Source organism: Starkeya sp. ORNL1 (assembly GCF_012971745.1).
Lineage (GTDB): Bacteria > Pseudomonadota > Alphaproteobacteria > Rhizobiales > Xanthobacteraceae > Ancylobacter.
The window spans coordinates 1457490-1472766 of sequence record NZ_CP048834.1 but is presented as its reverse complement, the minus strand read 5'-3'; the positions used below and the strand labels follow the sequence as shown (position 1 = coordinate 1472766).

Annotated in this window: 15 protein-coding genes; 10 read left to right on the top strand and 5 right to left on the bottom strand. The window is 64.0% G+C overall.

Annotation, left to right across the window (positions count from 1 at the left end; genetic code table 11):
* Nucleotides 1-18 precede the first annotated feature (18 nt).
* Nucleotides 19-1599, bottom strand: a complete 1581-nt coding sequence (locus tag G3545_RS07195) for a 4-hydroxyphenylacetate 3-hydroxylase N-terminal domain-containing protein (protein ID WP_206151447.1) — start codon at nt 1597-1599, stop codon at nt 19-21.
* A gap of 530 nt (nt 1600-2129) precedes the next feature.
* Nucleotides 2130-2510 (bottom strand): hypothetical protein, encoded by a 381-nt coding sequence (locus G3545_RS07190; RefSeq protein ID WP_170011231.1) that lies wholly within the window; start codon nt 2508-2510, stop codon nt 2130-2132.
* A gap of 463 nt (nt 2511-2973) precedes the next feature.
* Between G3545_RS07190 and G3545_RS07185 the strand changes: the two genes are divergently transcribed.
* On the top strand, nt 2974-3969 hold the full coding sequence (locus G3545_RS07185; RefSeq protein ID WP_170011230.1) for a helix-turn-helix domain-containing protein: 996 nt from the start codon (nt 2974-2976) through the stop codon (nt 3967-3969).
* A 200-nt stretch (nt 3970-4169) separates the two neighbouring features.
* Nucleotides 4170-4919 carry an SDR family oxidoreductase gene (locus G3545_RS07180; RefSeq protein ID WP_170011228.1) on the top strand — a complete coding sequence of 250 codons (750 nt, stop codon included), beginning with the start codon at nt 4170-4172 and terminating at the stop codon, nt 4917-4919.
* A gap of 20 nt (nt 4920-4939) precedes the next feature.
* Here G3545_RS07180 and G3545_RS07175 read toward each other — a convergent pair whose 3' ends face one another.
* Entirely contained in the window at nt 4940-5176 is a 237-nt protein-coding gene (locus G3545_RS07175) for a hypothetical protein (RefSeq protein ID WP_170011226.1), read from the bottom strand.
* A 363-nt stretch (nt 5177-5539) separates the two neighbouring features.
* Here G3545_RS07175 and G3545_RS07170 point away from each other — a divergent pair, with 363 nt between their 5' ends.
* From G3545_RS07170 to G3545_RS07145, 6 genes are all read left to right on the top strand, one after another.
* Nucleotides 5540-6493 carry a metal ABC transporter substrate-binding protein gene (locus tag G3545_RS07170; protein ID WP_170011224.1) on the top strand — a complete coding sequence of 318 codons (954 nt, stop codon included), beginning with the start codon at nt 5540-5542 and terminating at the stop codon, nt 6491-6493.
* Nucleotides 6494-6781: 288 nt separating this feature from the next.
* A complete protein-coding gene (locus G3545_RS07165) occupies nt 6782-7729 on the top strand; it encodes a metal ABC transporter substrate-binding protein (protein WP_170011222.1) in 948 nt (315 codons plus the stop codon).
* Complete coding sequence (locus G3545_RS07160; RefSeq protein ID WP_170011220.1) at nt 7716-8543, top strand: metal ABC transporter permease; 828 nt, start codon at nt 7716-7718, stop codon at nt 8541-8543. The genes G3545_RS07165 and G3545_RS07160 overlap by 14 nt, the downstream gene beginning before the upstream one ends.
* A 15-nt stretch (nt 8544-8558) precedes the next feature.
* Nucleotides 8559-11669, top strand: coding sequence for an efflux RND transporter permease subunit (locus G3545_RS07155; protein ID WP_170011218.1), 3111 nt, complete (start codon nt 8559-8561; stop codon nt 11667-11669).
* A gap of 55 nt (nt 11670-11724) precedes the next feature.
* Complete coding sequence (gene parA / locus G3545_RS07150; RefSeq protein ID WP_170011216.1) at nt 11725-12360, top strand: ParA family partition ATPase; 636 nt, start codon at nt 11725-11727, stop codon at nt 12358-12360.
* Nucleotides 12357-13571 (top strand): hypothetical protein, encoded by a 1215-nt coding sequence (locus G3545_RS07145; RefSeq protein ID WP_170011214.1) that lies wholly within the window; start codon nt 12357-12359, stop codon nt 13569-13571. The genes parA and G3545_RS07145 overlap by 4 nt, the downstream gene beginning before the upstream one ends.
* On the opposite strand, the gene G3545_RS07140 is transcribed toward G3545_RS07145, so the two are convergent.
* The gene (locus tag G3545_RS07140; protein ID WP_170011212.1) at nt 13549-13770 is read right to left on the bottom strand and encodes a hypothetical protein; all 222 of its coding nucleotides are present in this window, start codon (nt 13768-13770) and stop codon (nt 13549-13551) included. The genes G3545_RS07145 and G3545_RS07140 overlap by 23 nt on opposite strands.
* Before the next feature lie 126 nt (nt 13771-13896).
* On the opposite strand from G3545_RS07140, the gene G3545_RS07135 reads away from it, so the two are divergent.
* Together G3545_RS07135 and G3545_RS07130 are read left to right on the top strand one after the other, a co-directional pair.
* The gene (locus G3545_RS07135; RefSeq protein ID WP_170011210.1) at nt 13897-14235 is read left to right on the top strand and encodes a hypothetical protein; all 339 of its coding nucleotides are present in this window, start codon (nt 13897-13899) and stop codon (nt 14233-14235) included.
* A complete protein-coding gene (locus G3545_RS07130; protein ID WP_170011208.1) occupies nt 14236-14829 on the top strand; it encodes a hypothetical protein in 594 nt (197 codons plus the stop codon).
* A gap of 5 nt (nt 14830-14834) precedes the next feature.
* Here G3545_RS07130 and G3545_RS07125 read toward each other — a convergent pair whose 3' ends face one another.
* A complete protein-coding gene (locus tag G3545_RS07125) occupies nt 14835-15269 on the bottom strand; it encodes a DUF6524 family protein (protein WP_170011206.1) in 435 nt (144 codons plus the stop codon).
* Nucleotides 15270-15277 lie beyond the last annotated feature (8 nt).

The following is a 15277-nucleotide window of genomic DNA, read 5'->3' as shown; positions in this document are numbered from 1 at the left end:
CTCCGCTCGATAAACGGCTCATCTGCCGCGTTGAGGCTGTGGGTTGAACTTCCCGATCATGTTGACGTCGTCGGGATTGACGAGATCGGGAACAGTCCAGCCATCGAGGTCGTACTCGGCGAGACATTGGTCCGCGAACTGGCGATAGGCTTCGGTGAGGCCCATGGCGTCCTGCGCGGCAAGGATCTCGGTGCGGATGGACTCGTGATTGCCGCCATAGTTGCGCTCATAGAGCTCGTGGCGACCGCCGAATTCGGAGCCGATGGCATCCCAAATCAGTTTCATTACTTTGACCCGATTGACCGCGTCGTAGCCGTTGGAGCCTCGAAGATACTTGTCGAGGTAGGGGCGGACGTTGGGGTTCTTGAAGTCCGCGGCGTGGGAGTTCAAGTAGATGAGCGCGCTGCCGAGATCCTGCTCGATGATCTCCTTGACCCGCGGATACCCGACCGTCATGAACCATCGATAGGCAAGACCAGCGTTCGTATTGGGAAGGACCGTATCGCCGACCCACGGGTCCGGATTGTGGGCCATCGAATCCGTCAGCGCCCACATCATGTTGCGCCAGGCGAACACTTCCCCCAGCCGGCTCTGGACACCCCGGAATTCCTTGGTACCGGTGATGTCCACGGCCTTGAGAAGTAATCCGGCGAGAAAATCGAGCTTTACCGCAAGCCGCGTGCAGCCCTGGAAGGTGAGACGCGGCAGGAAGCCTGATCGCGGGAAGAAGGTGCTGGCCTTCTCGATATCGCCATAGACGAACACGTTCTCCCAGGGGACCAGGACACGGTCGAGGATGAAGATGGTGTCGTTTTCATCCAGCCGGCTCGACAGAGGATAGTCGAACGGGCTGCCCATGACGGCGGACGTCATCGCATAGGACGGGCGGCAGATGAGCTTCATCCCTGGCGCGCCCGTCGGGATCGTGCAGATAAGTGCGTATTCCCGCTTCTTGAGCATGATCCCGTAATGGGCGATGAAGTTCATATGAGTAATCGCCGAGCCGGTAGCGATAACCTTCGCTCCGCTGATGATCAGGCCGTTGTCCCGTTCTTCCTCGACATGGACATAGACGTCGGCGACCTCATCCGGAGGGCGATTGCGGTCAACGGGCGGATGGATGATCGCGTGATTCCAGTACAGGACCTTTTCCTGCGACACGCGATACCAGCGACGGGCATTGTCCTGAAAGGGCGCGTAGAAATCGGCATTGGCGCCGAGCGTTCCCAGGAAGGACGCCTTGTAGTCGGGGCTGCGCCCCATCCAGCCATAGGTAAGCCGGGCCCAGGCGGCGATTGCGTTGCGGTCGCCGACCAGGTCCTTTGCCGAGCGGGCGGCCCGGAAGAAGCGCATCGTATAGCCGCCATTGCCGGTATCGGTTGGACAGGTCAGGACGTCACGGGTCCTGGGGTCGTGCAATGCATCGTAAAGCCGCGCCGTCATCCGTACCGAGTTGCGGAAGGCGGGGTGCGTGGTCACATCCGCAACACGATCGCCGTAGAGATAGACTTCCCGTCCGTCGCGGATACTCTCGATATACTCATCCCCGGTCAGGGGGCGCGCCGTTGTGGAGAGCGGATCCGCAGCTGTCTTTGTCATTTCGCTCAAAGTCGCTATCGGTGTCATTGATGTCTCCGCTTGATCCGTGAACGCATCTCGATCGATGCCACTCATGAATCTAGGTTTGCGAATGTCGAGTGTCGTGAGACGATCGCGCCCCATCAATCGTACTGGCGCGCATTGCGCGTCGCGCTGCTTGGTTTAACTGCTGCGGAACTTGACTCGCGATGCCAGATTCTCGCCATGACCGCCTGGGGGGCGTGGCCATGCTCAGGCGGTGCCCTGAGGACCTAACTCATAATTCAGCGGTGGCAGGTTAAGCGGGCCATTTCCCACGTCATGGCCGGCCTTGTGCAGGCCATCTCGATTCCCGATGCGCCATGATGAATCGAGATCCCTGGCACAAGGCCAGGGATGACGGTCCATTCCGGGATATCGGTCAGGCTCTGGACGCGCGTTTCATGTACCGTGCTCGCAAGGGCGATCTGCACGCAGTGATAAGAACTGTAGAGAATCTACTTTAGGGCGTACTTTGTCGTTGGGGTTAAATAGGAAAATCAAGATAAATTCTAGTTCTTACGTGACGTCATCTTCGGCGTCGCCCGCGCCATCAACGCCTCGCCGAGTTCGATCTGCTGCTGGCGCGGGATGGAAAAGCAGACGCTGAAGCCATCCTCCGTCCGCAGTGTGAGAAGAGCTTGCGCCTTGTCGGACGATTGCTCGACGGCCCACGACGCGAGTGGGTATGTATAGCGCAGGCTCTGGTCCGCGAAGCGCGCCTGCAACGCCTTGTCGATCAGCCCGGGCAGCGTCATTGCCAGCGCGCCGACCTGATCCAGAGAAAGTCGGATGGTCACCGGGTCGCCGCCCGCGTCGACGAAACCAAGCAAGATCGCGTCCCCCTGCTGGACGACCTGGCAGGTGGTGAGCTCTTCTATGACGATTTCCATCAAGCAACTCCGGAAACTTCGGCCTCTGCGGTGGAGCGGAGCAGCGATCGCGAGCGTGGGGCCGATACGTGTGTGACGAACCTAGGTGCGCCGGCACGGCGTGTCGCGGGGCGATCGCGCCCCGTCACTTGTACTGGCGCGCACACGCTGCGCCCGGCGCGGCGCGCCGGGGCCACCAACTACGGTACGAAGCCGCCACATGCAGGAATCCCGGGCAAGTACGGAACCGCGATGGTGCGTAGAGCTTGATGATGTCGGCATCAACAAGCGGCATGGGTTGGAAGTGTAGCTGCCGCTGGGGCAGGCCGATGCGCAGTTCGACGCAAGACCTAGCGAACACGAGAGCGGTATTCCATCTAGATGATCTCGTCGATCGCGAGAGGACAGATCAGGCGTCTTTCCTCACGATCGTCCAGATCTTGCCGTCGAAGTGCCTGCCGCCTAGCACGTATTGGAGGCAATGATGCATCCGGGTGACGAACTTCCTGGCGAGCCGCAACTGGACTACGAGGCATGGAGAGATCGGCTGCTCTCGATGTGCGGGCGGTACAACCCGGAAGGCTTCGAACCAGACGTCTTTGCCGGCTGGGTACGTCCCCTCGACGTATGCGGCTTCGCAGCCCTGGATATCGGCTCCAATGCGCACCGGGTAGAGCGGACGCGCCGTGACATTCGCCTTGATGGCGTCGACGATTATTTCGCGGTCTTTCAGGTCGCCGGGCATTCCGCGATGAGCCACAATGATCAGGCCGTGCGGCTGTCGGCAGGGGACGTCGTGCTCGTCGATGCGACCCGGCCGGTAACCTATCTCGCCGACGATGAACGCGCGCTGTGGAACTGCGTGACGCTCAATCTGCCGCGCCAGTCACTCGCCTCACACCTTGGATTTGACCCTCAGGGCGGAATTTGCCGGCGTCGTGGAACGTCGGCCGGACGCCTGCTGTTCGAGCTTGTGCGGGACGCGGAGCAAGCTGAAGGAGGGGCAGCCTCGCCGGCCGATTCCTATATGCGCCTTGCGGTTTACGATCTGGTGGGTGCGCTGTTCGCGCCTTCCGATCCGTGGCCGGTGTCGCTCCATTCCGACAAGCTCTTCATCCGTGTCCGCGGCATCATAAAGGATCATTTTGCCGATCCGGACTTCGGCCCGTGCCAGGCGGCGTCCGAAGCCGGGATCTCGCTACGCTATTTGCAGAAGCTGTTCACGGTGCGCGGCTTGAGCTGCAGTCACTGCATCCATGCGCTCCGGCTGGATCACGCCGCATGTCTTCTGCGGCGGCGGGCGCTGACGAATACACGCCAGCCCCTCAGCGAGATTGCCTATGCGTGCGGCTTTCGCGACTACACCTATTTCTCGCGGGCATTTCGCCACCGGTTCGGCTACCCGCCGGGTGCGACCGCAAATCATGTTCCGGGCCTTGGCGGCAACATCGCGCATGCCGACCCCGACGAGAGTGCGTGACGGTCGCAGCAGGTGGCCGGGTGCCCCCGAGAGAGGGCGCGATCCTACAAATGATAGGGCGCTTTAGAACCCGGCGGGCATTTTCGTAATGGCCTATGTTCGCTCCATGACCCTCGAGGTCTGGTCGTCGACGAGCGAAAGATGAGCCTCTCGTTCGAGCGATCGTCTTCCTTCGAATGCTCTCGACGAGGAATGTCAAAATGCCAGGAAATCTTGCCGGAAAGGTCGCCATCGTCACCGGTGGTTCGCGCGGTCTCGGGGCTGCTATTGTTCGACTGTTGGTGAGCGAGGGTGCAGACGTCATCTTCACCTATGCCAACTCGGAAACGCGCGCCAAGGAACTCGTGAAGGACCTTCAATCCCGCGGGAGTAATGCGCTTGCGCTGAGAATCGACCACGGCAAGGCTGCGCAGGCAAACACGCTGATCGATACCGTGATGGGTCGGTTTGGAAGGCTGGACATCCTCGTTGCCAATGCCGGCCAGCTCTTGCCGGGTATCATTGGCGGCCCCCTTGAAGCCGAGGGCAGCATTGACGAGCAATATGCGGTCAATGTCACGGGAGCGATTGCGATCATCCGCGCGGCGTCGCGCGTCATGGGCGAGGGCGGCCGCATCGTCGCGATCGGGTCGGCCCTGGCGAGTCATGTCGGGTTCCCGGCTGTCGCCGACTATGTGGCGACGAAGACGGCTCTCGCCGGCTACTGCAAGGGCGCAGCACGCGACCTGGCGGGGCGCGGCATCACCGTCAATGTTCTCCAGCCCGGATTTATCGACACCGACATGCTGGCCCCTTTCGCGTCGCTGAAGGAGACGTTCGACGCCGCCATACCGCTCGGGCGTTACGCAACGCCCGAGGAAATAGCTCTTGGGGTGGGCTTCCTGGTCCGCAACGACGCCACTTATGTAACCGGCGCCGTACTGAACATCGACGGTGGCCTGTCGGCGTAGGCTGCCGCTGGGCTGACGGCTCAGGCCATGCGCAGCTCGCGTTCGAGCTGCCTGAGGCTGGTGGTGCAGCGCTCGGCGATCTCGTCCAACTCCGCCTCATTGACGATCAGTGGTGGCGAGAAGCCGGGCACATCGCCCATGCAGCGCGCGATCAGGCCGTTCTCGCAAGCGAGGCGGTCGAACGGCATGCCGACCCGTAGATGCGGGTCGAAGGCGGCTTTCGTCGCCTTGTCCGCCACCTGCTCGATGCCGAACATCAGGCCGGCGCCCGCTTGCGACGGGGCGGCGGGGCGGGCGCTCGCGATGGCCAGCTTGATCTGGCCGGTACCCGCGTTGCCACAATCTGACTGGTACTCCGCCAGATGCCGGGCATCGCTATTAACTTTGCAGAGCCAAATACCTTGGGTGATGCCGCAGGGTTTCAAGAAATTACCTTTGGACAGTTCGCATTTTCCTCTATTCTGCACCCTAAGTTGAGCAGACGGTGCTAGGCTGGGGATTGCTGCGCCCAAGTATTTTGAATTTCGTACAATCTATTTGACTTCCGTGGGGCCGCCGGTGGCGATCACGGGGTGAATAATGGTTGCGCGAAGCGGGGGGCAGCGGCGAGGAAAGATGCCATGAAGACTTTTGCTGCGGCCGCTGCCGGGGCTACACTGTTGTTCTCGGCCATAGGCAGTGCGAACGCTGCGCCACTCGAAGTATTCGCCTGCGTGCCCGAATGGGCCTCGCTGGCCAAGGCGATCGGCGGCGACCGCCTCGCCAACGTGACGCTGGCGACTTCGGCGCTCGACAATCCCGAAAGCATGAAGCCCACGCCCGGCATGATCGCCGCGCTCAGCAAGGCGGACATCATCGTCTGCACCGGCTCGGGGCTCGAGGACAGCTGGCTGCCTGCCATGCTCGAGCGCGCCGGCAATGCCAAGGTCGGCAAGGGCAAGCCCGGTTACTTCATGGCCAGCGAGTTCGTGAAGCTGATCGAAGACGACCAGGACGAGCACGACCATAGCCACGGCGAGAAGAAGACCGCCGGCGCCCATATGCACGAAGCCGGCAATCCGCACATTCAGGGCGACCCGAACAATGTGCGCCTTGTCGCCGGCCAGCTCGCCAAGCGCCTCATCGCGCTCGATCCCGAAGGCAAGGATGTCTATGGCGAGCGCGTCAAGGCGTTCATCGGCCAGCTCACCACGCTGACCAAGGAATTGCAGGCCAAGGCCGCGCCACTGAAGGGCATCAACATTGCCGTGCAGCACGGCCATTCGATCTATCTGCTCAAGTGGCTCGGCGTGAAGACCGCTGCCACCGTCGAGCCCGAACCCGGCGTGGCGCCCGGCCCGGCGCACCTCACCGAGATCATCGACGAGGTGCCGAAAGACAAGATTCGCTTCGTGATCTACGCCGCCTATGAGGACCCGGGCGCGTCCAAGTACGTGACCGAGAAGGCGAAGATCCCTCTTGTGAAAGTGCCCTTCACGGTCGGCGGTTCGCCGGAAGCCGGCGATCTCTTCGGTCTCTACAAGGACTCCGTTGATCGGCTTCTGGATGGGCTGGCTGGTCGCGAACGCAACTAGTCGCGGCCTTCTCCGGCGTCGCCTCGGGCGAGGCGCAGCCTGACGGCCGCCTCGTAGAGACTGGCCGAGTACCGACATTGCGACTTCCGCAAAGTTGGCGACGCCGTTCTCGGTCGAGAAGCCGTGCTTTCCTGGCGTGCTGCGTGTGTGTTCAAGTCTAATTGGCGTGAATCTTTTTTGAATACGTGAGGTCTTTCGAGATATCGTTTCGACGACGGGCCCATGCACCATGCGGAGTGCTCCCGATTCGGCGGAACGAGCTGCGACGCAGTCTGGGGGGAAGAAAAGATGAAGGTGTTCACCACGGCCTTGGCGGGCGCTGCGCTGCTCGCGGCCTTCTCGACCGGAGCCAGGGCCGCACCGCTCGAAGTATTCGCCTGCGTTCCCGAGTGGGCCTCGCTGGCGAAGTCGCTCGGCGGTGACCGCATCGGCACCGTGACCCTTGCCACCACCCCGTTCGACAATCCGGACAATCTGAAGCCGACGCCGGGCCAGATTGCCGCGCTCGGCAGGGCGGACCTCATGCTCTGCACTGGTGCCGGACTCGAGGAGGCATGGCTTCCCGCCATGCTCGAGCGCGCGAACAACCCGAAGCTCGCCAAGGGCAAGCCCGGCTATTTCATGGCCGGCGACTTCGTGAAGCTGATCGAGGAGCACGGCCACGGCGAGGAGAAGAGCGAGCCCAAGAAAGAGGAAAAGGGCGAGGAGCATGAAGTACACCCGCACATCCAGGGTGACCCGAACAATGTTCGCATCGTTGCCGGACAGCTTGCCAAGCGGCTGATCGCCCTCGATCCGGGGGGCAAGGATGTCTACACCGAGCGCGCCAAGACGTTCATCACTCAGCTCACGGCCCTGACCAAGGAACTGAAGACCAAGGCCGCGCCGCTGAAGGGCGTCAACATCGCCGTGCAGCACGACCATTCCACGTATCTGCTCAATTGGGTCGGCATCCGCACCGCCGCCACGGTCGAGCCCGAGCCGAACGTCGCGCCCGGACCAGCCCACCTGACCGCAGTTGTCAATGAGGTGCCGAAGCAGAATATCCGCTTCATCATCTATGCCGCCTACGAGGATCCGAGCCCGTCGCGCTATGTCAAGGAAAAGGCCAAGATTCCGCTGGTGAAGCTGCCCTTCACCGTGGGAGGCACGCCCGAAGCGACGGATCTGCTCAGCTACTACAAGGATTCCGTCGAGCGGCTTCTGGATGGGCTGGCTGGCCGTGAACGCCCTTAGTCTCGATATCCTCGGCCCCGCCTTCGTGGCGGGGCTTCTTATCCTCGCCACGCACGTTCCCCTGGGCACCATCGTGCTCAACCGGGGCATCATCTTCATCGATATCGCGCTGGCGCAGGTCGCGGCGCTTGGTGTCGTGTTCGGCAACATGACGCTCGGGGCGACGACGGGCTGGGCGGTGCAGATCAGCGCCATCGCCGCGGCGGTCGGCTGTTCCATGCTGCTGACCTGGACCGACAAGCGCTTCCCGGCGATCCAGGAAGCCATCATCGGCGTCATCTACATCGTCGCGGCAGCGTTGCAGATCGTGCTGCTGTCCTTCAGCCCCAACGGCTCCGAGTATTTGAAGGAACTGCTGGTCGGGCAGATATTGTGGGTCTCGCAGACCCAGCTCATCGTCCTCAGCCTGATCTCGGCGGCAGCGCTCGGCATCTGGTACACGCAGGATCTCGTCAGGAACAAGGTGCTGTTCTACGGCGTGTTCGCCGTGGTCATCACCGCCTCGGTGCAGATTGTCGGCGTGTTGCTGGTGTTCGCCTCGCTCATCGTGCCGGCGCTCGCCACCCAGCACGCGCCCAGGCATTGGCGGCTGATGATCGCGTTCAACATCGGCGTCGCCGGCTATCTGTTCGGCCTCATCGCCTCGGCGACGCTGGATATCTCGACCGGCGCGGCCATCGTCTGCACGCTGGTGCTCGCCGCGCTCATGACCGCGATCGCCATCTCCCGCACCATCGCCGTGCCTGCCGACCCGCCTGCAGGACACCTGCATCACGGGTCCGCTGCCGCCCTTTCCGATAGCAGCGTGACCTGAGGACCACGACCGACCATGTTCGCATACCTGGTCAATATCAGCCTGCGCGCCCGACTGCTGGTGGTCGTTCTGGTCGCCTGCGCGATGGTGTATGGCGGTATCTCGCTACAGAATCTGCCGGTCGATGTGCTGCCCGATCTAAACAAGGGCCTGGTGACCATCCTTACCGAGGCGCCCGGCCTCGCGCCCGAGGAGGTCGAGGTCCAGATATCGGCCCGCATCGAAGCCGCGATGGCGGGCGCCAGTGGCGTCACCCGGGTGCGCTCGTCCTCCACGACGGGCCTGTCGGTGGTCTATGTCGAGTTCGACTGGGACACCAATGTCTACGTCGACCGGCAGATCGTGACCGAGCGGCTCGCCCCGCTCCAGGTCGAGATGCCGCCGGGCGTCACCTCGATCCTGGCGCCGATCTCCTCCTATATGGGCGAGATCATGCTGGTCGCGGTCTCCTCGTCCACGCTTTCGCCGATGGAACTGCGCGAGCTGGCGGACTGGACCGTGGCGCAGCGGCTGAAATCGGTGCCCGGCATCAGCCGTGTGGTGCCGATCGGCGGCCTGGTGAAGGAATACCGCGTCACGCTCGACATGCTGCGCATGAGCCAGCTCGGCGTCTCCATCAACGAAGTGCGCCAGGCCCTGCAGGCGTTCGGCTCCAACAAGGGCGGCGGCGTCGTCAATCAGGGCAATCAGGAATTCCTGATCCGCAACCTCTCGCGCACCCAGAGCCTCGAGGACCTGCGCAACGTCGTCGTCGACCACCGCCTCGGCCAGCCTGTGCTGCTGCGCCAGTTCGCCGATGCCTCGTTCCAGCCCAAGCAGCGGCGCGGCGATGCCGGCTTCATGGGCGGCGAGGCGGTGGTGATCTCGGTCAACAAGCAGCCGCAGGCCGACACGGTAAAGCTTACGGCGGAAGTCGAGCGCGTGCTCGCCGAACTCCAGCGCACCATGCCGGAGGGCACGCGGGTCAATGACTATCTGTTCCGCCAGGCCGACTTCATCCTGGCGGCGGTCGGCAATCTCGAACAGGTGCTGACCGAGGCGATTGTCGTCGTCGCCATCGTGCTGTTCCTGTTCCTGTTCAATGTCCGCACCACGGCGATCTCGCTGGTGGCGATCCCGGTCTCCGTGCTCACCACCTTCATCGTGCTGCGCTGGATGGGGCTGACCATCAACACCATGACGCTCGGCGGCCTTGCCATTGCCATTGGCGAGCTGGTCGACGACGCGGTGGTGGATGTCGAGAACATTTTCCGCCGACTGCGCGAGAATGCCCATCGCGCCATCCCGAAGCCCGCGCTGGACGTCATCGCCTCCGCCTCGCAGGAGGTGCGTTCCAGCATCGTCTATTCCACGCTGATCATCGTCCTGGTGTTCGTGCCGCTGTTCGCGCTGCCGGGCATCGAGGGGCGCATGTTCGCCCCGCTCGGCATCGCCTACATCGTCTCGATCCTCGCCAGCCTCATCGTGTCGATCACGCTGACGCCGGTGCTGTGCTCGTATCTCCTGCCGAATACCAAGGGCATCGAGGAGCACGACAACATCATGGTGCGCGCCATCAAGCGCGCCAATACCGGGCTGCTGCACTGGGTGCTCGCCCATCCTGCGCCGGTCCTGTCCGGCATCCTTGCCGGCGTGTTCATCGCCGCCGCTATCGTGCCGACCCTGCCACGCTCTTTCCTGCCACCCTTCAACGAGGGCGCGCTGGTCATCACCTTGACGCTGGAGCCCGGCATTTCGCTGGAAGAATCCAGCCGCATCGCTGCCACCGCCGAGCGGATACTGGAAGGCATACCGGAGGCCATCAAGGTCGGCCGCCGCACCGGCCGGTCGGAGGCCGACGAGCACGCACTCGGCGTCAACGTCACCGAGATCGAGCTGGAGCTCAGGCATGAGGGTGCCCGTCCGCTCGCCAAGATCATGGCGGACGTGCGCACGCGCCTTGGCGGCCTACCGGGCGCGTTCAGCCTCAGCCAGCCTATCGCCATGCGTATCGACCACATACTGGCCGGCGTGTCGGCGCAGATCGTGTTCAAGATCTTCGGCAACGACCTCAATACGCTGCGCACCATCGGCCGCGATGTCGAAGGCTGGCTCAAGACCATTCCGGGCCTCACCGATGTCGCCATCGAGCGGCAGGTGCCGGTGCCGCAGATTCAGGTACACTTCGATTCCGACCGCGCGCTGCTCTATGGCGTGCAGCCCGGCGAGCTTACCGGCCGCATCGGCCAGCTCACCAATGGCGAGGAAATCACCGAGATCATTGACGGCATCAAGCACTTCGATCTCGTGGTGCGCCTCAGCGAGGCCGATCGCGCCGCCCCGCAGCTCGGCTCGATGCTGATCGACACGCCGGCCGGGCAGGTTCCGCTCTCCACCGTGGCGCGGGTGTCGGAAACCTCCGGGCCCAACCAGGTGCTGCGCGAGAACAGCCAGCGCCGCATCCTGGTGACCGCCAATACCGACGGATCCGGCAGTAATCTCATCGGCGGCGAGCTTGAGGGCATGATGCGCGGCATCAAGATGCCGCCGGGCTACTTCATGCTGTTCGAAGGCGTCTATGCCGAGCAGGCGCGCTCCACGCTGCGCCTCGCCGGGCTGTCGACGATCTCGTTCCTGCTGGTGTTCTCGATCCTGTATGTCCGCTTCAAGTCGGTGCTGCTGGCCGCAATCATCATGGCCAATGTGCCGCTGGCCCTCATCGGCAGCGTGATCGCGCTGAAGATTTCCGGTGTCGAACTTTCCATCGCCTCCATCGTCGGCTTCGTGACGCTGGCCGGCATCTCGACCCGCAACGGCATCCTCAAGATCAACCACTACATCAATCTGATGACGCACGAGGGAGAGCCCTTCGGCCACCAGCTCATCATTCGCGGCGCCAACGAGCGCCTCGTGCCGGTGCTGATGACGGCGGCCTCCGCCATGGTGGCGCTGATCCCGCTGCTGCTCGGCGGCCACGAGGCCGGCAAGGAAATCCTGCACCCGGTCGCGGTGGTGATCTTCGGCGGCCTGATGAGCGCGACGCTGCTCGACACCATGCTGACCCCGCTGCTGTTCTATCGTTTCGCGCCGTCCGCGCTGGAGCGCCTGCTCCCGGCACCGGGCACCAAGCTGGAGACGGCGTATTGATGACCCCCTCCGCGTCCCGCACCCCGCAACCCTGCCGCCCCGCTGGAGCCGCCACATGATCATCGGCTTGCTCAACCAGAAGGGCGGCGTCGGCAAGACCACGCTGGCGACACACATCGCCGGCGAGCTGGCAGCGGGCGGCGCCCGTGTCGCGGTGGTCGACGCCGATCCGCAGGGCTCGGCGCTGGACTGGGCGCAGACCCGTTCGCAAAGCGGCCTGCCGCGCCTGTTCGCGGTCAGCGGCCTCGCCCGCGAGGTGCTGCACCAGGAAGTGCCCGACATGGCGCGCAACCACGATCACATCATCATCGACGGCCCACCGCGCGTCACCGCATTGGCCCGCTCGACGATCCTCGCCTCCGATTTCATCCTGATCCCGGTGCAGCCCTCGTCCTACGACCTCTGGGCCAGCATGGAGATCGTCGCGCTGATCAATGAAGCGCGCATCTTCAAGCCAGGGCTCAAGGCAGCCTTCATCGTCAATCGCTGCATCACCGGCACGGTGCTGGGCCGCGACCTTCGCTCGGCGCTGACCGGCGAGATCCTGCCGTTGAACACGGTCATCGGCCAGCGCATCGCATTTGCCGAAAGCGTGGCGACCGGCCGGCTGGTCCGCGAACTCGACGCGCGCAGTTCGGCCACCAAGGAAATCGCGGCCCTGACGGCCGAAGTCATGGAGCAGGCAGCATGACCGCGAAGCGGGTCACCATCGGGGCAAAACCGGTCCTCATGCACCGTGAGACGGATGTCGACGGCGCCGCCTCGGGCGGCGGCGAGATCGGCAATGCGAGCGCGAGCCCGGTCGAGCCGCCGGCCAATGGCGTGCAGGAGCCGGCGCCGGCCGCTGCCCGTTCCATCGAGGACTGGCTGCGTCAGGGCGATGTCGCCGAACCGGCCCCCGTCGCCGAGGTCGTCGCGATCGAGACGATCGCCACGCCGGAGGCCCCCGAAGAACCCGCTCCCTCCGGGCCGGCGAAGGGCATGGCAACGTCGCCCATCCCGCCATGGGCCGGGATCGCGGGCGGCGCCGTCGCGGGTGCGGCGGTGGCCCTGGCCGTCGCGTTCCTGGTGCCGAAGTTCGCTCCCACCATCGACCTGCGCCTCTCGCCGCTGACCGAACGGGTCTCCTTGCTGGAGACCAGCCTGCGCGGCACCGGCGAGCAGCTTGGCCGGCTCAACAACGAGATTTCGCAGTCGCTCGACGACCAGGCTGCCGCAGTCGCCCGTCTCGACAAGCAGTCCGAGGAGATCACCGGCCTCAAGCAGGCTCTCGTCGAGGACAGCCGGCGCGTCGATCCGGTGATCGACGGGGCATCCCCGGTCTTCGCCGTGGCGCTTGGCCAGTTGCGCTCGACCTTCTATACCGGCCGACCGTTCGAGGCCGAACTGGTGAACGTCTACGCCATCGTCGGCAACAACGAACTGTTCTCCGCCAATCTGACCGAACTGGCGGAGCCAGCCCGCACCGGCGTTCCCAATGCCGCGGAACTGCGCCGGGTGTTCCCGTCCTATGTCGCGGTGGCCGGCCTGCAAATCGGGGAGCCTGCGGGCTATTACGGCTATGGCATGTCGTTGATGAACCGCTATGTCGGCCTCTCCACCGAGCCCTATGATGTGGAAGAAGCCAATCTCGCAGTGACCCGCGCCGACGCCCAGCTTGCCGCCGGCGATGTCGAAGGCGCCGTCGCCACATTGCGCGACATGGGCGCGAAGTACACCGTGCCACTGCAGCCCTGGCTCGATGCCGCCCGCAACTATGTGCGCGCCGAGACGGCGATCAGCGAGATGACGCGCCTGGTCCTGGACAAGCTGAAGGAGAAGGTCGTCAAGGAAATCTCCGTGCCGGCGAAGGAGCCGGCGAGCGCCGATCTGGCGCCGGTCACTGCACCAGCGGCGCCGTGACGTGGGGCTTGAAGGTGCCGGGGAGGGAGGCTTCGGGGCGCATGTCGATCACACGGCCGCCGATCAGCCGGGCGCCGGAAGCGGAGACGCCGGCGTCGGCTTCGATCAGCATCTCGCTCGACAGTTCCGCAGAGATCTCGACCAGCAGGTCGGCTGCGAGCCCGAGCACGATAATGACCACTGGAACAAGGTAAAACATACCGACTCTCCGAAGCGGGCATTAGTCATATAGCATAAGGTGTGGCCGCTACGTCACCACACTTTGACGGCGCATGATAGAGTAGTGGCGTGCGTGATTATTGAGTGGCTGCGTCCACAGGGCGAGATGACCGAGAATTCGCCTAATCCAGCCGAAGTTACGACGCCCCCGCCGACCCCGGGGCTGGCGGACGAACCGATTCGGCCGGACCCGGCGGCGCCGGAGCGCGACGACCCGCAGCTGGAGCGCGAGCGCTGGCTGCGCGCCCAGTTCGAGCGCGAGCACCAGGTGACCATGTCGGTCATGCGCATCCTGCTCGGCAGCGTGCGCGACGAAGGCCGGCTGATGCATTTCTGGCGCTGGCTGATCGACGATGTTCGCTCCGAGCATCGCCGGCTGGAAGCACTGTATCGCACGGACGGAAAGATCGACCAGGCGTTCGGTCGCCGGCCGTGGAACCGGTAGATGGTGATGGGCAATAAAGCGCGAGCGGGCGGGCAGGGCCTCGAGACGACTATCCGGCACGCTTTGGCGCAGGCGCTCTGCGCCATGCTGCTCCTGATGGCCGGCGGGACAGCGGGCCATGCGCAGGATGGGCACGATCACGGTGCCGCGCCGCGCGCCATAATCGTCTCGCCGCGCGCCGAGGCCCGCATCGGCAATCAGGAAGCCGTCATCGCCTATGACCGCAACCGGCTGGTGCTGTTCCTGCAACGTTATTCCGATGGCCAGCCGACCACGGGCGCGCAGCTGGAGATGACCATCGACTTCGTGCCGGTCAGCTTCGAGGAAGTCGCGCCCGGCACCTATGTCGCCAATGACGTGATGCTCGCCGGCGGCCGCAACGATCTGGAACTGACCTACAAGATCGGTGAGCGCGAAGGCACCGAGATCATTCCGCTGACGCTGGTCCAGCGCAGCGTCGAGACCTCGGTGACGCGCAAGATGACCGCGCCCAGCACCACGACGCATGGCCTGCTGCTCGCCGGGCTCGCCATCGGGATCTATATCGCGGTCAGCGCGTTGCTGGCGTTCCGTTCGCGGTCGCGTGCGGCGTGAAAACGTCAGGCATTCAGATTGTCGATGCTCACCTGGCCGGTCAACATGACCCAGGCCGAAGCCCAGCATATGCCGATGGCGATCAGCCCGCCGAACATATAGAGCAGGATCGGCATCAGGTCGTTGCCGTCTTCCAGCGGAATAATGTCAGCGTCGACAAGCACATAAGCGATGGAGCCGAGCAGCGCGACGGTGAGCGCGATGCCCGTCCCGCGCAAGTGGCGAACCGTGATACGCAGCAGCACGATATAGGTGATAACGTAAAGACAGGTGATCGGCAGCAGCAGCAGCCAGTCCTGCGGCCCGCGTGTCTGGAACCAGTGGATCAGCGAGTAGCCGCTCGCATTATAGGTCGACAGGACGAGGAACAGCGCGCCGAACAGGCGCGTCAGGAACATCGTCAGGCCGAAATTGCGCGGCTGGGGGTGGCGGATGCGCAACGGGGGTT